The 22,943-nt window shown below is 61.3% G+C and carries 23 protein-coding genes and 1 pseudogene; 15 read left to right on the top strand and 9 right to left on the bottom strand.

Going from position 1 to position 22,943, the window contains the following annotated elements:
• The first annotated feature begins 330 nt into the window (after window positions 1-330).
• Entirely contained in the window at window positions 331-1,089 is a 759-nt protein-coding gene (locus tag LY631_RS09765; RefSeq protein WP_274425079.1) for a TlyA family RNA methyltransferase, read from the top strand.
• Complete coding sequence (locus LY631_RS09760) at window positions 1,086-2,339, top strand: class I SAM-dependent RNA methyltransferase (RefSeq protein ID WP_274425078.1); 1,254 nt, start codon at window positions 1,086-1,088, stop codon at window positions 2,337-2,339. The genes LY631_RS09765 and LY631_RS09760 overlap by 4 nt, the downstream gene beginning before the upstream one ends.
• A 35-nt stretch (window positions 2,340-2,374) precedes the next feature.
• Here the strand turns inward: LY631_RS09760 and LY631_RS09755 are convergent.
• The 4 genes and pseudogenes from LY631_RS09755 to LY631_RS09740 form a co-directional block, all read right to left on the bottom strand.
• Window positions 2,375-2,594, bottom strand: a pseudogene (locus LY631_RS09755) (SMP-30/gluconolactonase/LRE family protein); the annotation flags it as partial.
• Window positions 2,595-2,704: 110 nt separating this feature from the next.
• A complete protein-coding gene (locus LY631_RS09750) occupies window positions 2,705-3,415 on the bottom strand; it encodes an NAD-dependent deacylase (RefSeq protein WP_274425076.1) in 711 nt (236 codons plus the stop codon).
• Window positions 3,415-4,830, bottom strand: coding sequence for a metalloprotease TldD (tldD, locus tag LY631_RS09745; protein ID WP_274425075.1), 1,416 nt, complete (start codon window positions 4,828-4,830; stop codon window positions 3,415-3,417). The genes LY631_RS09750 and tldD overlap by 1 nt, the downstream gene beginning before the upstream one ends.
• A 76-nt stretch (window positions 4,831-4,906) precedes the next feature.
• Window positions 4,907-5,380 (bottom strand): invasion associated locus B family protein, encoded by a 474-nt coding sequence (locus LY631_RS09740; protein WP_274425105.1) that lies wholly within the window; start codon window positions 5,378-5,380, stop codon window positions 4,907-4,909.
• A gap of 414 nt (window positions 5,381-5,794) precedes the next feature.
• Between LY631_RS09740 and coxB the strand changes: the two genes are divergently transcribed.
• From coxB to LY631_RS09680, 12 genes are all read left to right on the top strand, one after another.
• Complete coding sequence (gene coxB / locus LY631_RS09735; RefSeq protein ID WP_274425074.1) at window positions 5,795-6,670, top strand: cytochrome c oxidase subunit II; 876 nt, start codon at window positions 5,795-5,797, stop codon at window positions 6,668-6,670.
• A 37-nt stretch (window positions 6,671-6,707) separates the two neighbouring features.
• The gene (ctaD, locus tag LY631_RS09730; protein ID WP_274425072.1) at window positions 6,708-8,360 is read left to right on the top strand and encodes a cytochrome c oxidase subunit I; all 1,653 of its coding nucleotides are present in this window, start codon (window positions 6,708-6,710) and stop codon (window positions 8,358-8,360) included.
• 68 nt (window positions 8,361-8,428) lie between these two features.
• A complete protein-coding gene (locus LY631_RS09725) occupies window positions 8,429-9,361 on the top strand; it encodes a heme o synthase (RefSeq protein WP_274425104.1) in 933 nt (310 codons plus the stop codon).
• A 3-nt stretch (window positions 9,362-9,364) separates the two neighbouring features.
• Window positions 9,365-9,553: a hypothetical protein gene (locus LY631_RS09720; RefSeq protein ID WP_274425071.1), complete on the top strand. Its 189-nt coding sequence runs from the start codon at window positions 9,365-9,367 to the stop codon at window positions 9,551-9,553.
• 3 nt (window positions 9,554-9,556) lie between these two features.
• Entirely contained in the window at window positions 9,557-10,165 is a 609-nt protein-coding gene (locus LY631_RS09715) for a cytochrome c oxidase assembly protein (protein WP_274425070.1), read from the top strand.
• Between the two features lies 1 nt (window position 10,166).
• Entirely contained in the window at window positions 10,167-11,048 is an 882-nt protein-coding gene (locus LY631_RS09710; protein ID WP_274425068.1) for a cytochrome c oxidase subunit 3, read from the top strand.
• Window positions 11,049-11,139: 91 nt separating this feature from the next.
• Window positions 11,140-11,526 carry a DUF983 domain-containing protein gene (locus LY631_RS09705; protein WP_274425067.1) on the top strand — a complete coding sequence of 129 codons (387 nt, stop codon included), beginning with the start codon at window positions 11,140-11,142 and terminating at the stop codon, window positions 11,524-11,526.
• On the top strand, window positions 11,523-12,263 hold the full coding sequence (locus LY631_RS09700) for an SURF1 family protein (protein ID WP_274425066.1): 741 nt from the start codon (window positions 11,523-11,525) through the stop codon (window positions 12,261-12,263). The genes LY631_RS09705 and LY631_RS09700 overlap by 4 nt, the downstream gene beginning before the upstream one ends.
• 57 nt (window positions 12,264-12,320) lie before the next feature.
• Entirely contained in the window at window positions 12,321-13,331 is a 1,011-nt protein-coding gene (gene ispH, locus LY631_RS09695; protein ID WP_274425065.1) for a 4-hydroxy-3-methylbut-2-enyl diphosphate reductase, read from the top strand.
• Between the two features lie 9 nt (window positions 13,332-13,340).
• Window positions 13,341-14,309, top strand: a complete 969-nt coding sequence (locus tag LY631_RS09690) for a homoserine kinase (RefSeq protein WP_274425064.1) — start codon at window positions 13,341-13,343, stop codon at window positions 14,307-14,309.
• Window positions 14,306-14,767 carry a ribonuclease HI gene (gene rnhA / locus LY631_RS09685; RefSeq protein WP_274425063.1) on the top strand — a complete coding sequence of 154 codons (462 nt, stop codon included), beginning with the start codon at window positions 14,306-14,308 and terminating at the stop codon, window positions 14,765-14,767. Before LY631_RS09690 ends, rnhA begins: the two co-directional genes overlap by 4 nt.
• 72 nt (window positions 14,768-14,839) lie before the next feature.
• Window positions 14,840-16,003: a hypothetical protein gene (locus LY631_RS09680; protein WP_274425062.1), complete on the top strand. Its 1,164-nt coding sequence runs from the start codon at window positions 14,840-14,842 to the stop codon at window positions 16,001-16,003.
• Window positions 16,004-16,028: 25 nt separating this feature from the next.
• Here the strand turns inward: LY631_RS09680 and LY631_RS09675 are convergent, their stop codons facing one another.
• Together LY631_RS09675 and LY631_RS09670 are read right to left on the bottom strand one after the other, a co-directional pair.
• Window positions 16,029-16,514, bottom strand: a complete 486-nt coding sequence (locus LY631_RS09675; RefSeq protein WP_274425061.1) for a peroxiredoxin — start codon at window positions 16,512-16,514, stop codon at window positions 16,029-16,031.
• Window positions 16,515-16,597: 83 nt separating this feature from the next.
• Window positions 16,598-17,455, bottom strand: coding sequence for a protein-disulfide reductase DsbD domain-containing protein (locus tag LY631_RS09670; RefSeq protein ID WP_274425060.1), 858 nt, complete (start codon window positions 17,453-17,455; stop codon window positions 16,598-16,600).
• 67 nt (window positions 17,456-17,522) lie between these two features.
• Between LY631_RS09670 and LY631_RS09665 the strand changes: the two genes are divergently transcribed.
• Window positions 17,523-18,131 (top strand): YqgE/AlgH family protein, encoded by a 609-nt coding sequence (locus LY631_RS09665; protein ID WP_274425059.1) that lies wholly within the window; start codon window positions 17,523-17,525, stop codon window positions 18,129-18,131.
• An 8-nt stretch (window positions 18,132-18,139) separates the two neighbouring features.
• Here the strand turns inward: LY631_RS09665 and LY631_RS09660 are convergent, their stop codons facing one another.
• From LY631_RS09660 to LY631_RS09650, 3 genes are all read right to left on the bottom strand, one after another.
• Window positions 18,140-20,968, bottom strand: a complete 2,829-nt coding sequence (locus LY631_RS09660) for an EAL domain-containing protein (RefSeq protein WP_274425103.1) — start codon at window positions 20,966-20,968, stop codon at window positions 18,140-18,142.
• Window positions 20,969-21,032: 64 nt separating this feature from the next.
• Entirely contained in the window at window positions 21,033-21,629 is a 597-nt protein-coding gene (locus LY631_RS09655) for a GNAT family N-acetyltransferase (protein ID WP_274425058.1), read from the bottom strand.
• 12 nt (window positions 21,630-21,641) lie between these two features.
• Window positions 21,642-22,934 carry a M16 family metallopeptidase gene (locus tag LY631_RS09650; protein WP_274425057.1) on the bottom strand — a complete coding sequence of 431 codons (1,293 nt, stop codon included), beginning with the start codon at window positions 22,932-22,934 and terminating at the stop codon, window positions 21,642-21,644.
• Between the last annotated feature and the right edge of the window lie 9 nt (window positions 22,935-22,943).

The raw sequence follows: 22,943 nt of genomic DNA, 5'->3' as shown, positions 1-22,943 counted from the left end.
CGAACACCCGGTGCGCATCCGGTTCCCGCGAGGGCGATGGGCACAGAATAAGGGTGGCTGAGAGGGCGGGGATAAAATTCCTAGAAAAAATCCTCTGCCTACTGACATCTGCTGACAGATTGGACTTTCGGAAGCGCCCGCGCGTTTCGCCGTCGCTCTGGCATGGATACCAGGGTCCAGCCCAGGTATAACGAAGGCGGGGAGTCTGCGTTGATTTCGATCGGTCAGGAGACGCGACAGCGCTTCTGAAACGCACCAGCGCCTCCGAAAACGCTCCATTCAAGAGCCACCCCGCTTGTCATTGCCGCCCGCATCGGTCACTGAAAACCTATGATCAGCCTGACCACCCAAACCCGCCGCCGCCTCGACCAACTTCTGGTCGAGCACGGTTTCTTCGAAAGCCGCGCCCGCGCGCGGGACGCAATCCGGCGCGGCACGGTTCGGGTTGATGACATCGTCGCAGCAAAACCTGGTCAGCTGGTCACTGCCGAGGCGCCTATCAAGGTGGAAGATCCCGCGCGAGACTATGTCTCCCGCGCCGCGCTCAAGCTATTGCATGGACTGGAGACCTTCGGCCTTGATCCGGATGGCGCGGAAGCGCTCGACATCGGCGCCTCGACCGGTGGATTCACACAGGTGCTGCTGGAGCGCGGGGCGGCTCACGTGACCGCCATCGATGTAGGCGCCGGCCAGATCCACGCGAAACTGCGCCACGACCCCCGCGTGAGCTGCCTTGAAGGGGTGAATGCGCGAGATCTCACCCTTGAGACCATTGAAGGACGAAGGCCCAATTTCCTCGTCTCCGACGTGAGCTTTATTTCGCTGAAATTGGCCCTGCCGCCAGCCCTCGAACTGGCGGTGCCCGGTGCGCGCGGCCTCTTCCTCATCAAGCCGCAGTTCGAAGCCGGACGGGAAGCCATCGGCAAAGGCGGGCTGCTGCGTAATCCGCACCAGGCTGGCGAAATAGCGCACGACATCGAGGCTTGGCTTGAAACGAACGCGGGCTGGCAGGCGATCGGCCTTTCACCATCTCCGATCGAGGGCGGCGACGGTAACCGGGAGTTCCTTCTGGCGGGGCGCAAACGATGAGTGAGCGGGTGGTCATTGACGAGCTTGGCGCGCAGGGCGATGGTATCGCGCAGACCCCCGCAGGCCCTCTCTATGTGCCGTTTACGTTGCCCGGAGAGACGGTCCTTGCGGAAATCCGCGCCAAAGGGCGCGCTGCGTTGCGCACAGTGGAAACTGCCTCTTCGCAGCGGCAAGAGCCCGCCTGCAGACATTTCGGCGAATGCGGCGGCTGCGCTGTCCAGCACGTTGCGCCGGAGGCCTATGCCGCATGGAAGCGCGCCAAGGTGGTGCGCGCTCTGCAAAGCCGTAGTCTGGAAGCCGAAGTCGCGCCGCTTGTGACATGTCCGCCAAATTCCCGCCGTCGCGTCACGCTCACCGCGCGAACCCTCGGAAACCGCATTCTGCTGGGCTATAATGCTGCCCAGTCACACCATCTCATCGATATCGAGGAATGCCCCATTGCCGCCCCGGAGATCGTGGCCGCACTGGAAGATATGCGTGTACTCGCCCGCATTCTCGCGCCCCGCAACAAACCCCTGCGCCTTGCCGTTACGGCAACGGCGACCGGTCTCGACATCGCCGTCGGAGCCGCCGGCCGCCTGGAAGAGAAGAGGCGGCAAAAGGCAGTGGAATGTGCGCTTGCAGGCCGCTTCGCGCGGCTCTCTTTCGATGGCGAGGTCCTGGTCGAGTGCGAAAAGCCGGTCGTCCAGTTCGGCGATGTGCCAGTGGCCGTGCCGCCCGGGGGGTTTCTGCAGGCAACCGCCCATGCCGAGAAAACCATGGCAGCCCACATTCTCCGCCATCTGGACGGCGCAAAGAACGTTGCCGACCTTTTCGCCGGCAGCGGCACATTCACCTTGCGTCTTGCGCGCCATTCGCGGGTTCACGCGGTGGAGGGGGATGCAGCGGCGCTGGCCGCGCTTTCGCACGCAGCAAGAACGGCTCCCGGCCTGAAGCCGGTCAGCAGCGAAAAGCGCGATCTGTTTCACAGGCCGCTTCTGCCCAGGGAACTTGACGCTTTCGATGGTCTCGTCTTTGACCCGCCGCGCGCCGGCGCGGAGGCCCAGAGCCAGCAGATTGCAAGGTCGAAAGTCCGCCGCGTTGCCGCAATCTCCTGCAATCCCGGCACGCTCGCCCGCGATCTCGCCATTCTCGTCGAGGGCGGCTATCGCATTGCGGAGGTAACACCCATCGACCAGTTTCTCTGGTCGCCGCATGTGGAGGTCGTGGCTTTGCTGGAGCGATCGGGAAAGCGACCTAGCTCTCCCTGAACTGGCAAGCGAGCTGGATCATCAACACGCTGAGCTTAGCTTGCGCCACTCGTCGGCAACCACACTGCATAAACGCTGGTAGAGGCGGTGATGAAAAGCCTGTTCAGTTTCGGGCCGCCGAAGCAGACATTCGACACGGTCTCGGGCACGAATATCTTCCCAAGCAGTGAGCCGTCGGGATCGTAGCAGTGCACGCCATCGCCTGCGCTGGTCCAGATGCCCCTGATTGTCGAGACGCAAGCCGTCGAAGTAGCCAGTCTCGGATGTCGCTCCAAATCAGCGACCGGAACGCAGGGACATAGACTGGACCTTCCGTTCAGGAACCTCTGGGCGAAGCAGCTTGAAAACGACACTCAGGACAGGCTCTAGGCTGAAATATCGCCTTTGAGAATGAGCTCCACATACTCCGGGACAACCCGGCTCGCCGGCCCGTGGATTGCCTCATCGAAGTCGAGTCTGTTCTCCGACGGCTCCAGGTTCAGCTCCACCGTATGCGCTCCGGCCCGCGCAGCCTCCTGCACGAATTGCGCGGCCGGATAAACGCTGCCGCTCGTGCCGATGGAGATGAAGACGCCGCACTGGCCGAGCGCCTCATAGATGCGCTCCATCTGGTAGGGCATCTCGCCGAACCAGACCACATCGGGCCGCATTCCCCCTGCTTCACCGCAGGAAGGGCAGGGTACTTTTGCCGAAAGCGGCTCGCGCCATTCACACCGCGCGTCGCACTTGGCGCACAGTGCTTTGGCGATTTCGCCATGCATGTGGATGAGATTTTTCGAACCGGCCCGCTCGTGCAGGTCATCGATGTTCTGGGTAACAAGCAGAACCTCGCCCTCGTGCTCGCGCTCCAGCCGTGCCAGCGCGAAATGGGTGGCGTTCGGCTCCACCTGGCTGAGCTGGCTGCGCCGACCGTTGTAAAACTCGTGGACCAAGGTCGGATTGGCGGAAAAGCCCTCTGGTGTCGCAACCTCCTCGAGATTGTAGCGTGACCAGATCCCGCCGGTGTCCCGAAACGTATCGACGCCCGATTCGGCCGAAACACCGGCACCGGTTAGGATGACGATGGCGTTCGGCATCACGCCTGCGTGCCGCCGACTGTGATTCCGTCCATGCGCAAATGGGGCTGGCCGACGCCGACGGGCACGCCCTGTCCGGCCTTGCCGCACATCCCGATACCGCTATCGAGCTTCATGTCATTGCCGATCATCGAGACGCGGTGCATGGCGTCCGGGCCGTTGCCGATCAGCATTGCGCCCTTGATCGGATGCGTGACCTTGCCGTCCTCGATCATATACGCCTCGGTGCAGCCGAAGACGAATTTGCCGGAGGTGATGTCCACCTGCCCGCCGCCGAAGGAGACCGCATAAACGCCCTTCTTCACGGAGGCGATGATTTCCTCCGGTGTTTTGTCACCGCCCATCATGTAGGTGTTTGTCATGCGTGGCATCGGCTCGTGAGCGTAGGATTCGCGCCGTCCGTTGCCGGTTGGCTTCATGCCCATGAGGCGGGCATTCTGGCGATCCTGCATGTAGCCGACCAGCTTGCCGTCCTCGATCAGCACATTGCGGCCCGAGGGTGTGCCCTCGTCGTCGATCGTGAGCGAACCGCGCCGCTCGGCGATCGTGCCGTCGTCCACAACGGTCACGCCCTTGGCGGCGACCTGCTCGCCCATCAATCCGGCGAATGCTGAGGTCTTCTTGCGGTTGAAATCGCCTTCCAGCCCATGGCCGACAGCCTCGTGAAGCATCACACCCGGCCAGCCATTGGCAAGGACGATGTCGAATGTGCCGGCGGGTGCCGGAGCGGCCTCCAGATTGACGAGCGCCTGGCGCAAGGCCTCGCCGGCAGCAAAGCGCCAGGAGTCCTCGGCCAGGAACTCGCCGAAGCTCTTGCGCCCGCCCAAGCCGTAGGAGCCGGTTTCCTGGCGATCGCCATCGCCTACCACGACCGAGATATTCATGCGCACCAGCGGGCGAATGTCGCGGGCGATCTGGCCGTCTGCGCGCAGGATCTCCACCTGCTGCCATGATGCCGCGAGCGATGCCGAAACCTGCCGCACGCGCGAATCCTCGGCCCGGACCCAGGCGTCTATCTCTTGCAGGAGCTTGGCTTTTTCTTCGAAACCGGGCGCCACGATCGGATTGTTATCACCGTACAGGCGCTGATTCGTCTTGGCAGGCGGCGTGGCAAGCGTGCCGGAATACCCGTCCTTGACCGCCGACACCGCGTCGGCCGCCCGGCGGAGGGCCGCTTCGGAAAGCTCGCTTGAGTGAGCGTACCCGGCCGCTTCCCCCGCGACTGCGCGCAGGCCGAAACCCTGATCCGTATTGAAGCTCGCTGTCTTCAGCCGCCCGTTATCGAAGACCAGTGCTTCGCCTTCCCGGTACTCCAGAAAGAGTTCACCGTCATCTGCACCTGAAACGGTATCGGAGAGGAGGGATTTCAGTTTATCTGCGGAGCAGTCAAACGAATCGATCAGCGAGCGTGTCATATGGCCTATCCTGTCCTTTTCCCGACCATGTAAGGGGGAGGGGCCAGTCAATCCAGTGCCGACAAAGGAAATCCCTTCAGGGTAGAGCCGCGAAACCTTCGTCAAAGCCGTCCAGGTCGACGGGGATGCCGATTCCCTCTTCTGGGGTCTGGAAGACGATGAACGTGGCCGACTCGCCATTGCCGAGCGTCTCGAGCAGCTCATCTTCCAGGATCACCTCTGCGTAGCATCCATCCTGAAAACAGCGCACGAAATAGGCGCGGCCGATATCCTCCCCGTCTACGTTGAGCCCGAGCCCGTTGGGCAGCAACACGCCGAGAGGCGCCAGTACACGCAGGATCTCCGCCTCGTTGTCCGCGGTGCGCAGCACCACGACCGAAAGACCGACTTCCGGCCGATCGTCGGCCACGACATTCTGCATCATTGCGCACTGCTCATCCGCAGCACCCGCCGGTGTGTCGCACACGATGGACCATGCGCCATGCGTGGAGCGTACCGTACCATCATTGGTATTCGGCTGCTGTTGCGCCAGGGTGGGCGTGGCCATCATCAGCCCGGTAAGCAGGGCGGCGACACGTGCGACCAAAGGCATATTTCCCTCTTTCTTCCAGCGAATCATGGCAATCTACTCTGAATGATGGCGCAACGGAAAGGAAATGGCGCCCGTCAACGCCTTTCCTCCGTGACTTTGGTTCCCGGTGCGCCAGATTCTCTAAAAATCCGACGGAATTGAGATGTGCGCGTGGAATCCAACGGCTTCGGGCCGACAATTTTGGGGCAAAAGTGCTCGAGGAGCGCAAAAATGCCGCACGATACGCATGACGCCTTTCTTGCGGTTCAAACGAGAGTATGATTTGAACGCGCCCGTATGAAAGCCAGAAATTTTCAATGCGGCTTTCGGAGGGGCTGAGTTGATGGCTACTGCACCGGCCGAGGACGCATTGTTCGGGAGATGACGAAGCTGATGAAGAAATTTGCTGCAAGCCTGGCACTTCTCGCGCTCTCGCTTTGCGCAACCGGCGCGTTTGCCGCGCAGCCGGAGCCCTGGCAGGTGCGCTTTCAGTCTGCCGGAACGGCAATCATGGACGAAGTCGCCTGGTTCGAAGCCTACACACTCTGGTTTATCACGCCGATCACTCTGCTGGTCATGGGGCTCTTGGCCTGGTGTATCTTCCGCTTCCGCGCCAGCGCCAATCCAACGCCTTCGCGCACCAGCCACAATACGGTGATCGAGGTGCTCTGGACGGTGGGGCCGGTGATCGTTCTGCTTTTCCTGGCCATTCCGTCCTTCCAGCTTCTGACGAACCAGTACACGCCGCCGGAAGAACCGGCTTTGACCATAAAGGCCACCGGCGTGCAGTGGTATTGGGATTATGAGTATCAGGACGAGGAGAACCCGCTTTCTTTCACCTCGCTGATGCTTCAGGAGGACGATCGCGCTGCGGCCGGCAAGGAAGACACGAGCGAGTACCCGCGCCTGCTGGCGGTGGATAACGAGGTGGTCGTGCCGGTCGACACCACCGTTCGTGTTCTTGTCACGGCAAGTGATGTAATCCATGCTTTCGCCATGCCTTCCTATGGTATCAAGACTGACGCGATCCCCGGTCGCATCAACGAGACCTGGTTCAAGGCCGAGCGTGAAGGCATCTATTACGGGCAATGTTCCGAGCTTTGCGGTAAGGACCATGCCTATATGCCCATCGCCATTCGTGCCGTCTCGCAGGACCAATTCCAGACCTGGTACGCGGCTGCGCAGGATGACCTGGAGGGTGCCAACCGTGCCCTGATGGCGGAACTCGAAAGCGATGACGGCGAAAAGGTCGCGTCCGCGGCTGAATAAGCCCGGCGATCTTCGGAACAATTTGGAGCGGTAGGACATGGCAGGCGCTGCAACAGAGACGACCCACGACGATCACAAACCCGCATTCTGGGTGCGTTGGTTCTATTCGACCAACCACAAGGATATCGGCACTCTCTACCTGATCTTTGCGATCATCGCTGGCGTCATTGGTGGTTTTCTGTCGGTGATGATGCGCTGGGAGCTGGCCGAGCCGGGCATCCAGCTCTTCCATGGCCTCGCCTCAATGGTCTATGGCTATGAAGGTGCTGCGGCGATCGATGGCGGCAAGGAGATGTACAACGTCTTCACCACCGCTCACGGGCTGATCATGATTTTCTTCATGGTCATGCCAGCGCTGATCGGCGGATTTGCCAACTGGATGATTCCGCTCATGATCGGTGCGCCGGACATGGCCTTCCCGCGCATGAACAACATCTCGTTCTGGCTGCTTCCGCCGGCCTTCATACTCATGCTTCTGTCCATGTTCGTGCCGGGAGCGCCCGGCGGCTTCGGGGCCGGCACGGGCTGGACGCTCTATCCGCCGCTTTCAACCTCCGGCCAGCCTGGCCCGGCTGTGGATATGGGCATTCTGGCCCTGCATATCGCCGGTGCCTCTTCCATCCTCGGCGCCATCAACTTCATCACCACGATCCTCAACATGCGCGCGCCGGGCATGACGCTGCACAAGATGCCGCTGTTCGCGTGGTCCGTGCTGATCACGGCCTTTCTGCTGCTTCTGGCGCTTCCCGTGCTCGCCGGCGGCATCACCATGCTGCTCACGGACCGGAATTTCGGAACCGCCTTTTTCGCCCCCGATGGCGGCGGTGATCCCATTCTGTACCAGCACCTGTTCTGGTTCTTCGGGCACCCGGAGGTCTACATCCTCATCCTGCCCGGCTTCGGCATCATCAGTCACATCGTGGCGACCTTCTCTCGCAAACCGGTCTTCGGCTATCTCGGCATGGCCTATGCGATGGTGGCGATCGGCGCGATTGGCTTTGTCGTTTGGGCGCACCACATGTATACGGTGGGCCTGTCGATCGACACGCAGCGCTACTTCGTCTTCGCCACGATGGTGATTGCCGTGCCGACCGGGGTGAAGGTGTTCTCCTGGATAGCGACCATGTGGGGCGGGTCCATCTCCTTCCGGGTGCCGATGCTGTGGGCCATCGCCTTCATCTTTCTGTTCACCGTCGGCGGCGTGACCGGCGTGCAACTCGCAAATGCCGGCCTCGATCGGGCGATGCACGACACCTATTACGTCGTGGCACACTTCCACTACGTGCTGTCCATGGGCGCCGTCTTCGCGATCTTTGCCGCCTGGTACTACTGGTTCCCGAAGATGTCGGGCTACATGTACAATTCCTTCGTCGCCCGGCTGCACTTCTGGATCACCTTCATCGGCGTGAACCTGATCTTCTTTCCGCAGCACTTCCTGGGCCTTGCGGGAATGCCGCGCCGCTACATCGATTATCCGGACGCGTTTGCCGGATGGAACATGGTGTCCTCTTACGGGTCTTACCTTGCAGCGATCGGTGTTCTCGTCTTCCTGTACGGTGTGGCGGAAGCCTTCGCCAAGCAACGGGTCGCCGGCGCCAATCCGTGGGGTGAGGGTGCAACCACGCTTGAGTGGCAGCTTCCTTCTCCGCCGCCGTTCCACCAGTGGGAAGAACTGCCGAAGGTCCGCTAAGGCAGAAAACAGGCGCGAGCCGGGCCAGTTTACCGGCCGCGCACAAGCAATGAATGAAACGTGTAGACATGGCATTGGTCGAGCGAGAACATATAGATGAGCGTGCCGGTCGCCTTTCCGAGGCGACCGCCGGCGATTTTATTGGGCTTCTCAAGCCGCGCGTCATGTCGCTCGTCGTCTTTACCGCCTTTGTCGGCATGGTGCTGGCTCCGGCCACGCCCAATCCGCTCCTGGCGGTCATCTCCATGATCGCCATTGCCGTGGGCGCGGGCGCAGCCGGCGCGCTCAATATGTGGTACGACGCCGATATCGATGCCGTCATGTCCCGCACGGCAAAAAGGCCAGTGCCGCTGGGACGCATCGAACCGGGCGAAGCGCTGGGCTTCGGCCTGTTTCTCTCAGTTTTTTCGGTGGTTATCCTCGGCCTGTTGGCCAACTGGATGGCCGCGGGGCTGCTCGCCTTCACCATCTTCTTCTACGCGGTCGTCTACACGATGTGGCTGAAGCGCTCCACCCCGCAGAACATCGTCATCGGCGGGGCCGCCGGCGCCCTGCCGCCCATGATCGGCTGGGCCGCCGTGACGGGCACTGTCACGCTGGAGAGCTTCGTTCTCTTTCTCATCATCTTTCTCTGGACGCCGCCGCATTTCTGGGCGCTGGCGCTTTTCAAGACCGATGAATACGGGCGCGCTGGCGTTCCGATGATGCCCAACGTGGCCGGTAAGGCGCATACGCGCCGACAGATCTTCGCCTATGCCGTTCTTGTTGCGGTGTGCGGCGTCTTGCCGACAGTGCTTGGCTTTGCCGGTTTGGCCTATGGCATTGTCGCCGCTGCTCTTGGCGGTGGCTTTGTCTGGTATTCCTGGCGCGTGCTGCGCGACGGCGGAGCGGATAAGAATGCACAGCCCGAGAAAGCGCTCTTCGGCTTTTCGCTGGTTTATCTTTTCGCCATCTTTGCCGCTCTTCTGTGCGACGGTCTGATAGCGCGTTTCGGGGGCTGACAAGTGCCTGAGGATAATCGCAAGCCGAACGACAATGGCGATAGTGACCGCATCAAGCCGACGAAAGCGCAGCTCAATGCGCGTCGCAACCGCTCCATCGCGATCGCCGTTGCGCTCGCCATCTTCGTTATCCTCCTTTACCTCGCCAGCATCATGAAGCTGGGACCCGCGGTTTTCGACAGGGCTATGTGAGACATGGGTACGACGGGCACTCGATCAGACGAAGTACGTAACCGGCGTAATCGCACTGTCGCGATCGCATGCGTCGGCGTGTTTGCCGGGATGGTCGGCATGTCCTACGCGGCGGTGCCTCTCTACGAGATGTTCTGCCAGGTCACTGGCTACGGAGGTACCACACAGCGTGTCGAGCAATACTCCGATACGATCCTCGACAAGACGGTTACCGTCCGTTTCGACGCAAACACGAATGGCATTCCCTGGGAGTTCAAGCCCAAGCAGCGCCAGGTGAAGCTGCGCATAGGCGAAACGTCTGAGATATCTTACCTGGCCCGCAACACGGCATCGCGACCGACCACCGGCACCGCTACGTTCAATGTCACGCCCGCGATTGCCGGTGCCTATTTCAACAAGGTTGAATGCTTCTGCTTTACCGAACAGGAGCTGCAGCCTGGTGAAGAGTACGAAATGCCAGTGCAATTCTTTGTCGATCCGGCAATCGTCGACGCGCCGGAGCTGAAGAACCTTAGCACCATCACGCTGTCTTACACTTTCTACCCGCTGCACCGGGAGTCGGCCGAAGCGCCGACGACGGGTGCAAACAAGAACCAGAAGCTCGGGGGATAACATGGCTGCCGCCCACACGAAGAAGCACGACTATCATATCATTGATCCGAGTCCCTGGCCGTTCCTCGGCTCTGTAGGTGCGCTGATCATGGCGCTAGGCGCCATCGCCTGGATGAAGGCAGCCCAAGGCACCTCCTTTGAGCTTTTCGGGGTGGATCTGGCGGCGGCCCGGTACTGGGTGTTCCTGGTCGGTTTGCTCGTCATCCTCTACACCATGTTCGCCTGGTGGAGCGACACCATCAAGGAAGGCCAGGAAGGCCATCACACGCAGGTTGTGTCGCTGCACCTGCGCTACGGCATGATCATGTTCATCGCTTCCGAGCTGATGTTCTTCGTCGCCTGGTTCTGGGCGTTTTTCGACGCCAGCCTCTTTCCGGGCGACGCTACGCAGGTCAGCCGTGCGGAGTTTACAGGCGGTGAATGGCCGCCCCAGGGTGTGGAGGTGCTCGATCCTTTCCACCTGCCGCTCTACAACACCATCATTCTGCTGCTTTCCGGCACGACGGTCACCTGGGCGCACCACGCATTGCTCGAGAACGACCGCCGGGGGCTCATTACCGGCCTCGCCTTGACCGTGGTTCTGGGCATCCTGTTTTCGTTCGTGCAGGCCTACGAGTATATGGAAGCGCCATTCGCCTTCCGCGACTCGATCTATGGCGCGACGTTCTTTATGGCGACCGGCTTCCACGGCTTCCATGTCATCATCGGCACGATCTTCCTGGCAGTTTGCCTGTTCAGGGCGATCGCCGGGCATTTCACGCCCGAGCGGCATTTCGGCTTCGAGGCAGCCGCGTGGTACTGGCACTTCGTCGACGTGGTGTGGCTGTTCCTCTTCGCCTTCGTCTACGTGTGGGCATCCGCTGGCGCGACCTACGCCCACTGATCGGATAGAGGCAGCATGTTCGGGGAGGGGCGGCTTGCAAAGCTGCCCCTTCGTCTTTTGGGTGCGTTCGGATGACACGATGAGATTGGCCATGAGTGAGGACAAGGCGGTGTTGCCGCCGGTGGACCCCGTTCGTGCCGGGCTGACCGGGCGCTGTCCCCGTTGTGGTGAGGGGCGGCTCTTTTCCGGGTTTCTTACAATTGGTAAGCATTGCGCGAACTGCGGCCTGGACTATGAGTTCGCCGATGCGGGCGATGGTCCGGCGGTATTCGTCATCCTGATTATCGGCTTTATCGTTGTCGGACTCGCGCTCTGGATGGAGGTCACGACGCAGGCGCCGCTCTGGCTGCACTTCGTGCTGTGGATACCTCTCACAGTGGTGCTTTCCCTCGGCGCGCTGAGACTGATCAAGGGGCTCCTGATTACGCTGCAATATTGTAACAAGGCCGCTGAAGGGCGCCTGGATGTGAGGAAATGAGTTCCAAAGAGACGAGGCCCGGCGGTCGTCGAAGCTGGCTGCTGCTCGCCTTCAGCATCCCAGTGCTGATCCTGCTCCTGGTGTTGGGGACCTGGCAGGTGCAAAGGCTTCAATGGAAAGAAGGCCTCATCCAGCGTATCGAGGAGCGTATCACCGACGCGCCCGTGCCACTGGAAGACATCGCGGAACTCTACGCACAAGGACAGGACGTCGATTACCGCCCGACCGCTATCGAGGGCGACTTCGACCATGACCGGGAGCGCCACTATCTCGCAACCTGGCAGGGGCAGTCCGGCTTTTTCGTTCATACCCCGTTAGCGCTGGAGAATGGGCGATACATCTTCATCAATCGCGGGTTCGTGCCCTATGACCGCAAGGAGCCGGAGACGCGCCAGGAAGGTCAGGTCTCCGGCACCGTGCAAATAGGGGGCCTTGCGAGGACCGCGCCGCAGGAGAAGCCGTCTTTCATCGTCCCCGAGAACGATCCAGCCGGTAATATCTTCTTCTGGAAGGATCTCCCTGCCATGACCCGCTCGGCGGGGTTGGACGAGGCAGAGGTTTATCCCTTCTATGTGGACGCGGATGACGCCGCAAATCCGGGAGGGCTGCCGGTTGGTGGGGTGACGCGGATCAATCTGCCGAACAATCATCTGCAATACGTCGTCACCTGGTATGGCCTCGCCTTTGCGCTTGTCTGCGTGCTGGTCTACTGGTTCCTGCGCGGGCGCAAGGATTAGGCTTGACACGTGGTACTGCACAAACCCACCTTCCGGCGGGACAGGAGTTATGACGGAATGTCGAATCCGGTAGAGAATAAGCGCCTGACGGTGCGGCTTTGCGGCCCGCGCGGTTTTTGTGCCGGCGTGGACCGCGCCATTCAGATTGTCGTTCTGGCGCTGAAGAAGTACGGCGCGCCGGTCTATGTGCGCCACGAAATCGTGCACAACCGCTATGTGGTCGAGGGGCTTCAGGAGCGCGGCGCCGTCTTCATCGAGGAACTGCACGAAATTCCGGATGAGCATCGCGAGCGTCCGGTCGTTTTCTCCGCTCATGGTGTGCCGAAATCCGTTCCCGCCGACGCCGAAGAGCGCAATCTCTTTTATCTCGATGCCACGTGCCCGCTGGTTTCCAAGGTCCACAAGCAGGCCATGCGCCACCAGCGGCTCGGCCGCCATGTGCTGCTCGTCGGACACGCCGGCCATCCGGAGGTGATCGGCACGATGGGGCAGTTGCCGGAGGGCACCGTCTCGTTGATCGAGACGGTAGAAGACGCCGATCGCTTTTCGCCTCCCGACGGGGTCGAGCTTGGCTATGTTACGCAGACCACCCTTTCGGTGGAGGACACGGCCTATATCATCCGGGCGCTGGAAAAGCGGTTCCCGAACCTTCAAGCCCCGGCGGCCGAATCGATCTGCTACGCCACGACCAACCGTCAAGAGGCGGTGAAGGAAGCGGCACCGGGATCCGACCTCTTTCTCATCGTCGGCGCACCCAACTCCTCAAATTCCCGCCGCCTCGTAGAGGTGGCCAAGCGGGCCGGGGCAAAGCGCGCGCTTTTGGTGCAGCGAGCCTCGGAAATCCCGTGGGAGGATATCGGCTCGCCATCCGTGCTCGGCTTGTCGGCAGGCGCCTCTGCGCCGGAAATCATTGTCGACGAGATCATCGATGCGTTCCGCGAACGCTACGATGTGCGCGTCGATCTCGCAGTGACGGCGGAAGAGCGGGAGAATTTCCCTGTGATGCGCCCCCTCCGGGATGTGGAACTCACCCGATCCGACATGGCGTTCGTCAACGGCATGGGCTAACAGAACGCCATGGCTGTTTACACCGACATTTCGGAGGGAGAACTCGGCGCGTTCCTCCGCGATTATCCGGTCGGCGATCTCCTGTCCTATAAGGGAATCGCGGAAGGCACCGAAAACTCGAATTACCTTCTACATACCTCCGAGGGGGCATTTATCCTCACGCTGTATGAACGCCGCGTGGAAAAGGCCGATCTGCCCTTCTTTCTCGGCCTGATGGAGCATCTGGCGATAAAGGGCGTCTCCTGCCCTCTGCCGGTGCACAGGAGCGACGGCACGCTGATTGGCGAACTGGCGGGGCGTCCGGCCGCGCTGATCACATTTCTGGAAGGCATGTGGCTGCGCCGGCCCGCGCCGCACCATTGCCGCGAGGTCGGCAAGGCACTGGCCGGCTTGCATCAGGCAGCGGCGGATTTTTCCATGACGCGCGAGAATGCGCTTTCACCGGATGGCTGGAAAAGGCTTTGGAATGCAACGAAGCCTCGGGCCGACGAGGTGGAGCCCGGCTTGGCGCGCGAGATCGAAGGGGAGTTCGACGACCTTCTTGGGAATTGGCCGGAGGACCTCCCTTCCGGCGTCATTCACGCCGATCTCTTTCCAGACAATGTGTTCTTTCTCGGCAATGAAGTTTCCGGCCTGATAGACTTCTATTTCGCCTGTAACGATCTGCTGGCCTACGACATCGCTACGTGCCTGAACGCCTGGTGTTTTGAAAAGGACACGTCCTACAACATCACCAAGGGTGCCGCCCTCATTGCCGGCTACCAGGAAGTGCGCCCGCTGGAACCCGCGGAGGTGCAGGCATTGCCGCAGCTGGCGCGCGGCGCCGCGCTCCGTTTCATGCTGACGCGCCTTTACGACTGGCTCAGCACCGCCGGCGGCCCGCTGGTCGAAAAGCGTGATCCTATGGACTATCTTCGCCGCGTCCGCTTTCACCGGCAGGTGAAATCGCCATCAGAATACGGGGTTGGATTGGCGTGAAGAAGGTCGAGGTTTTCACGGACGGTGCCTGCTCCGGCAATCCTGGCCCCGGCGGTTGGGGTGCAATCCTGCGTTATAACGGCGTGGAGAAGGAGCTTTCCGGCGGCGAGGCCAAAACCACCAACAACCGCATGGAACTGAAGGCCGCTCTTGAGGCGCTCAATGCGCTCAAGGGATCATGCGAGGTCCATCTCTATACCGACAGCAACTATCTTCGCGATGGCATATCCGGCTGGATTCATGGCTGGAAACGCAACGGCTGGAAAACGGCAGCGAAAAAGCCGGTGAAAAACGCCGAGCTCTGGCAGGCGCTGGATGAGGCTCGGCACCGCCACACGGTAGAATGGCACTGGATCAAGGGCCATGCCGGCCATCCGGAAAACGAGCGCGCCGACGCGCTGGCGCGTGAAGGTATGGCACCGTTCAAAAAGCTCCGGCGCGCGCAACCCTTTGCTTAACCTTCTTTGCAATTCCGGGTTTATTTTCTCCACGGCACGGGGCACGGTGCGCGCGGTGTAGGCGGGGAAAACATGAGCCTGGGAAGACTGCTGTATTTTTCAGCGCGCAGTTTTGCGCAGCTCTGGTCATCCTGGGGCGGCCTTTTGGGGCTGCTTCTGCTCGTCGCTTATTTTCTTACGGTGGTTGTCGTCTCGGTCGTCTATCCGCAGGCCGATTGGGATATGGTGGCCTATGTCGCCTCGGCCATGGATGACGGCAGCCGATCGGCGGCCGAGCTTCATGAGGCCGCCTGGAACGCGGTTCGCGAGCGCGTCAGCGAGGGCGAATTCCTCATGCTGACTGCCGACAGGCCCTACCGCGTGCGCCAGTATGCCGATCCCCAGGCCTTTGCCACGATGCTGGGCTTTTACAAGGTGAAACTCCTGTACGTGGTGCTCACCGAATGGCTTTCACAATGGATGCAACCGGTCGATGCCCTGCGTCTCATCTCGACTGTTTCGGCCGGAGTGACGGGCGCTGTTCTTGTCGCCTGGGCGGCGCGGGAGCGGTTTCTGGACTACGCGCCGTTCATTCTGGCGGTCGTCATCCTCAGCGGCGTGCCGCATGAGGCGCGCGTCGTAATACCCGACATGCTGTCGGCCGCCTTCTTCGTGCTTGGTACTTGGCTTTATCTGCGACGGCTTGACCTCGCCTGCGCGGTCGCCCTTTTCCTGGCGTTTCTCGCGCGGCCGGACACGCTGGCCTTCCTCGGGGTCTTCGCCGTGGCAGCCGTCATGACCCGTCAGGGCTACATCATGGCGATTGCCACTTTCCTGGCCGCACTGGTCGCCTATTTCCCTATCACACAGGCCGCCGGTCACCCGGGCTGGTGGATCCAGATGTGGTTCACCAACATCGAGTATGTTCCTACGCTCGAAGGCTTCAACCCCGATTTCTCCATTCTCGTCTATCTCAAGATGCTGGTGCGGGTTCTTGTCCGCTCGCTAGTGGAGAACACCTGGCTGGTCCTCTTCATTATGGAATTGATCATCCTCGGCCGAATGGTTTTGGGAAGGGTCTCCATGCGCGACCGCGAACTGGTGCTCGTCTGTGCGCTGGCCGCTGCGACTGTGGCGAAATACTTCGTCGCACCGTTTCACGGCGACCGCTACTACATGGCCCAGCTGCTATCGCTCGGCATGGTGCTGATCGGCATCTGGAGCCGTGAAACGCGAAAAAGCGAGCAGCCGTCGTAAGGCCGCTCGCTTCTCTTCTGTTCGTCTAAAGCTGTTCGAGAATCCGTGCGGCGCCGCTCGTGACCGCCTGACCGTGTTCTTCCTCGATGTTGAGCTCCTTCACCACGCCGTCTTCGATCACCATGGAAAAGCGCCTGCAACGCCTCCCGAGCCCGGAGCTGGAACGATCCACATCCATGCCCAGCGCTTGCGTAAACGCGCCGTTTCCATCGGCCAGAAAGTCCAGCTTGTTTTCGGCGCCGGTAGAGCGGGCCCAGGCAGTCATGACGTGGTGATCGTTCACCGCAAGCACCGCAACGCTGTCCACGCCGCGCCCACGTATCGCATCGTAGTTTTCGATAAAGCCCGGCACGTGATTGTGGGTGCAGGTGGGCGTGAAAGCCCCCGGAACGCCGATCAGAACCACTTTCCGGTCAGCAAAAAACTCCGCCGTGTTGATATCCTCAGCGCCGTCCGAGGCCACCCTTTTGATGGTAACGTCCGGCAAGCGATCGCCAACAGCAATTGTCATAGTGATACTCTCCTGCAGAATCTCGATGAGAAAAGGTAGGTGTTCGAGAAAGACCTAGGGCACCCCCTGATGAACCGCCAGCACTACTTTGAAATTGAAACCGTGCCGTTTACGGCGCTTCCCCCCGAAGTCAGCGTGTAGTCGAGTTCGATTCCTCGCGAGAAATCGGACGCGGAGATGATCTCGGCGGAGAACGTCGCTTCCGATCCATTCACCTCCTCAAGCGTCGGCGCGGCAAGGCGTACGCCCTCCGGCGAGACAAGAAATAGCGCCGTTTGCGCGTCATCCGCCGGAACCTCGGCCTGGATCAGGATACGGTCCTCCAGCCATGAGGCGTCCGTCACCTGAAATCCGTCGCGCGCCGTGCGGGGCAGGGCGGCGAAGGCGCGCTCGACCGTTATGGCGTGCTCGACGTTCTCGTAGTCCACGCCGGCGTCGAACGAGAAGGATGCCTGAAACGGAATGCAGATCGTTTTGCAGATTCCAAGCAGAACCTCGCCTTCAACAATGCCGCTGCTGCCGGGCGTGGCGTCAAAGATGACCGGCAACGCAATGCTCTTTGTGTATCCGGCCCACGTGGAAAATTCGTCTTTGACGCGCTCGGGCGGCGGGTAGCGCAGTTCCGCCCCGGTAATGTCGGATAGCTCGGAGAAGGTGAGTTGCGGCGGAATTCCTGCATCGCCGGGATCGCGCCAATAGGTTTTCCAGCCTGGCTCGAGCCGGATCTCCAAGGCACCCCGCAGCCGGCCGCTCTCGTCTGCCAGCCCGCTGGTAACGAGGCGGACCGCCCCACCGGCATTTTCCATCCAGTTGCTGGTGGATGCGGCGGCCGACCCGGCGGCAAAGAATGCGAACAGAAGTGGAAGTCGACGAAAAAGCATTCGTGGAGAATGGCTAGGGGACGAAAAGTTTGCAATCGCGGCGGCGGTACGTGCGTTCATTTTCGCGTGAGATCCGGTTCTCATAAACGTCTTTCAAGGGTCATCAAAAAGCGTTAGGCTTGGACCTATGGAACCGAATACTGGCGCAACCAGCTCCTTTTCCGAGGGCACGCTTCAGAACCATTTCCTGGTGGCGATGCCGGGCATGCGTGACGAGCGCTTTTCCGGCTCCGTGATCTACCTCTGCGCTCATGGCGATGACGGCGCAATGGGGCTGATCATCAACAGGACACAGCAGCTCGGCTTCACCGATGTTCTGGTAGAGCTTGGCATCGTGGAGCGCAGCCAGTCCATCCGCCTGCCCGCCCCAGCGCGCAATATGGCGGTGCGCAGTGGCGGCCCCGTGGATCGCAGTCGCGGTTTCGTGCTTCACAGCGGAGACTATGTGGTGGATTCCTCCATGGCGGTTTCCGAGCATATCTGTCTTACCGCGACGGTCGACATTCTGCGGGATATCTCCAGCGGACGCGGGCCGCGCCAGGCGCTCATGGCCCTCGGCTACTCCGGTTGGGGCGCCGGTCAGCTTGAAGCGGAAATTGCAGAGAATGGCTGGCTCGCCTGTCCCGCGACGCCGGAGCTCCTTTTCGAGAATGAGGTCGACTCCCTCTACGACCGTATACTCGGCTCCATGGGCATCGATCCGACCCATCTCAGCCACCTCACCGGCCACGCCTGATCCGGTCCTCAGGCGTCCTCTCGTTCGGGCATTTCCTTGTGCTCCGTCAGAAGCCGCAGGCTTGCATCCGCATCCGCCGGCGTTCCGAAATAGAAGCTTTGCGCATATTCACAGCCGATCTGGCGCAACTGACGCACATCCGCCTCGGTTGAGACGCCTTCGGCAACGACTTCCAGGCCCAGATCATGCGCCATGCTCACCATGGATTTCAAAAGCAGGCTGCCCTTGGCGCTGTTGTCCTCCAGAAAGCTCCTATCGACCTTGATCGTGTCGATGGGAAAGCGCGTCAAATAGGCGAGCGAGGAATAGCCGGTGCCGAAATCGTCGAGTGAAATGCCGATGCCGAGCTGCTTGAGCCGACTGAGCACATGTGTTGACTGCTCCGGGTTATCCATGACGAGGGATTCCGTCAGTTCCAGCCGGAAACAGTGCGGTTTGATATTGGCGCGCGCGATAACCGAGCGGACATCGCCCACCAGATCGCGTCGGATGAGTTGCCGGCTCGACAGGTTGACCGACATGAAAAGCGGAAGCTCCCCCAATTGCGCCTGCCAGTCGTGGAGATCCTCTGCCGCCTGCTGCATGGCGAACAGGCCCAGTTGCACGATGAGGCCCGACTCCTCGGCAACCGGGATGAAGTCCGACGGCGCGATACTCCCCCGTCTGGGATGCTCCCAACGCAGCAGTGCCTCGAAACCGGCAATGCCGTCATCGGTGAGCCGAATGATTGGCTGGTAGTCGAGCCGGAGCTCCTTCCGATCCAGCGCCCGGCGCAGGTCCGACTCCATCTGCAACCGGTCCGTGCCCACGGAACGGAATGCCGGCCGAAACGGCTCGATGCGGTCGCCGCCTTCGCGCTTGGCCTGGTGCATGGCCAGTTCCGCGTCTTTCAACATCTCCTCGGCCGAATTCTGGCTAGAGGTCCAGGACACCAGTCCGACAGAGGGGGTGAGCACGATCTCCCGCCGGGCGAATGTGATTGGTGCGGTGATGGCTTGCCGTACGGCATCGGCAACGGTTGCGATGCGGGCAGGGTCCTGCTCGGAAACGATGATCATGGCGAACTGGTCGCCCGCCACCCGTGAGAGCGCGTCGCCCGGTTTCAGCAGGCGGTGCAGGCGGCGGGACACGGTCAGGAGGATCGTGTCGCCGGCGGAAATGCCAAGCTCGTCATTCACCTGCTTGAAGCGGTCGATGTCGATGACGAAGACCGTGGGACGAATATTGTTCTCCTGGCCGCACATCGAGATGGTCGCATCGAGCCGGCTGAGGAAGAGCTCGCGATTGGGAAGTCCGGTCAGGTTATCGTGCACGGCATCGTGCAGGAGACGCTCCTCCGCCTTCTTCTGCTCGGTCACGTCTACCAGGGTTCCCACGCAGCGGATTACCTCGCCATCGGAACCAACCGCCGGCCGCGCGCGCAGAGACAGCCAGTGAAAGTGCCCGTCGGCCCCGCGCAGCCGGAAACTCTGCGCAAGTCGCCCGCGCCGCAGTTCCAGGACGGCATCCAGCGTGGTGCGGAAGGCGTCCCGGTCGTCGGCATGCAGAAGCGGAAGCCAGCTCCTCACCGGCCCGTGCAGGCTGCCCGCGGGCAAGCCGAGCTGGCGGCTGATATCCGGCTTCGTGATTACGCGATCGCGCAGCACGTCCCAATCCCAGACGATGTCGCCCGAACCGCTAATGGCGAGCGCCTGCCGTTCCATGTCGCTGAAAAGACCCTGGAACAGGGGGCTGCCGGAGAGTGCGTGCTGCATCACCGTGAAGCCAAGAAGTAGAACGATGAGTACGAGGCCTCCGCCGATGGCCGGCTGCACGATGTCGTTGTTGAGCAGCCCGGTCACCGCCATCCAGGAGCCGGTGCACCAGACCAGGAGCATCAGCCAGCTTGGAACGAGCATGATGGCGCGGTCGTACCCTTGCAGCCCGAGATAGACGATCAGCCCTGCGCCCACGACCGCCGTCGCACCGATTGAAACGCGCGCGATTCCTGCTGCGATGGAGGGATCGAAAAAGGCGATTGCACCGATGACTGCAAGCCCGAGCACCCACGCCAGCATCCCATAGCTGAAGCGCTCGTGCCAGCGGTTGAGATTGAGGTAGGTAAACAGAAAGACCACCAGTGTCGCCGCAAGTGCAACTTCCGACCCGGCGCGCCAGAGCTGCTCGCTGCCGGGCGTAATGTCGATGAAACGTCCGAGAAAGCCGAAATCGATCGAAATATAGGCCAGCGTGGCCCAGGCCAGTGCGGCCGTGGCGGGAAAGAGCGATGTGCCCTTGACCACAAAAAGGATTGTAAGGAACAGCGCTAGCAGACCCGCAATACCGATGACGATGCCGCGGAAGAGCGTGTAGGAGTTAACCGTGTCCTTGTAGGCGTCCGGTTCCCAGAGATAAATCTGCGGCAGGCTACGCGAGGAAAGTTCCGCCACGAAGGTTACGACGGCGCCCGGATTCAGCGTCACAAGAAATGTGTCGCCGTCGCGGCTTTCCTGCCGGTCGAGTGCGAAGCCTTCGCTCGGCGTGATCGCTCGGATGCGTTGCGAGCCGAGATCCGGCCACAGCATCCCGGACCTCACGAATCGGAAGTGCGGTGCCACGATCAGCCGGTCGATCTGTTCGTCCGTCGTGTTGGCAAGGGCAAACACGGCCCAATCGCCGGTGGCCTGCTCGTCCTGTGCTTCCACCTCGATGCGCCGTACGATCCCGTCCGCCCCGGGGGCGGTCGATACCTGAAAATTCGTGCCCTGGTCGCGATAGATTTCCACAGCCCCGGACAAGTCCAGCGCCACATCGCCGGGAGAAATCCCGATCGGCTCGACGGCCCAGGCCGGCCTCATAGCGATGGCGAGCAGAAGTGCCGCAAGTAGTGCCGTAAGCCATGCCGGTGATCGTTCCAAGCCGTCAGTCCCGTTTTTCCTGCCTTTGGTATTCCCCCGCGATCAGCGAATAGAGGCAATGGTCCTGCCACGACCCGTTGATGCGGAGATAAGATCTGAGCAATCCTTCGCGCTGAAATCCGGCTTTTTCAAGCAACCGCATAGAGCGTTCGTTATTCGGGATACAGGCTGCTTCCAGGCGGTGCAACGCCAGTTCGCCGAAGCTGAAGTGGATAACCAGGTGAAGTGCCTCGCGCATCAATCCCTGGCCCGCGAACCGCTCCCCCATCCAGTAGCCGATATGCGCGGACTGAGCGACACCGCGCCGGATATTGCTGATCGATATACCGCCGGCAAGCCGCCCGCCCGCACGCTCGAAAATGAAGAACGCGGCGCCGCTACCCTGGTCGTATTCGCTGTAATAGCGTTTCAGGCGAAGGCGATAAGCGTGGCGGGAAAGCTCGTCCGACGCCCATCGCGGCTCCCAGGGCTCAAGAAAGGCACGGCTTTCCGCGCGCAATGTAGCCCATTCCGCATGGTCCTTGGACAGCGGCATGCGCAGATGCACCTCTTTGCCTTCAAGCGACGGAAAGTCGCGGCGGAAGAGGGGCATCTGAAACATGGCGCCGCGTGCTCAAACGGCGAGTTTCTGCGGCGAGCTGTGAGGAGCGAGCAGCCCGTCACGGATGCTTTCAAATGGCGCCAGTGTGCCTATCGGTCCGATGGCGGATACCGTCGGCCTGGAGGTGAAAAGGCGCGTGGAAAGGTCGCTAAGGCGATCGGTGGTCAGCCCCGAAAGACGATCCATAAGCTCCTCTGTCTCGATTGGCCGGCCGTAAAGCAGAAGTTGCCGGGCAATCTGCGAGGCCCGGCTGGCCGAACTTTCGCGCGACATCATCAGTGCGGCGCGGTACTGGGCGCGCGCCCGATCGAGTTCCGCCTGATCGATGTACTCACCGGCTTTTTGCAATTCCGACAGAATGACGGGCACGAGTTCCTCAAGGCCCTCGCTCCCGGTAGCCGCATGCACGCCGAAGATACCGGTATCGGAAAAGCCCCAGTGGAACGCGTAGACAGCGTAACACAGGCCGCGCCGTTCACGCACTTCCTGAAACAGGCGTGAGGACATGCCCCCGCCCAGGATGATGGAAAGCACTTGGGAGGCGTAGAAGTCGCGCACATGATAGGCGCGTCCCTCGAACCCGAGGACGACCTGCGCGTCCATGAGTTCGCGGTCCTCGCGATAATCCCCGCCGACGTAGTGCGCATATTGCGGCACGATGGCCTCGCTCTTGCTGCGGAAGGTCCCGAGCCGGGCTTCCACTTCGCGGACGAATGCGTCATGGGAAACGCCGCCGGTCGCGACGACCACCATCCGGTCGGCCCCGTATTGGCGTTCCAGATAGCCGTGCAACTGTTCGGAAGTGAAGCCGCGCACCGTCTCCGGCGTGCCGAGGATGGACCGTCCGACCGCCTGATGGCGGAAGGCGGTCTCGGAGAAGCGGTCGAACACCGCGTCGTCGGGGATGTCGTGCGCCGCCCCGATTTCCTGCAGGATCACGTGCTGCTCCCGCTCCAGTTCCGCGGGGTCGAATTTGGAATCCATGAGGATATCGGACAGGATGTCGATTGCCAGCGGCAGGTCATCCCGAAGAACCCGAGCGAAGAAGGCGGTTGTTTCGACGCTCGTGGCCGCATTTATCTCGCCGCCAACGTCCTCGATATCCGTGGCGATCTGCAAGGCGCTGCGCTTGCTGGTGCCTTTGAAGGCCATATGCTCCAGCAGGTGGGCAATGCCGTGCTCGTCTTCCCGCTCGTCGCGCGAGCCGGATTTGACCCAAACGCCCATCGCGACGGATTCCAGATGGGGAAGGGTCTCCGTCGCAACGGTCAAACCGTTCGAAAGACGGCTTACTTCTACTGCCATAAACTCACT

Source organism: Chelativorans sp. YIM 93263 (genome assembly GCF_028767125.1).
GTDB lineage: Bacteria > Pseudomonadota > Alphaproteobacteria > Rhizobiales > Rhizobiaceae > Chelativorans.
This window is presented reverse-complemented; position numbering and strand designations above follow the sequence as displayed.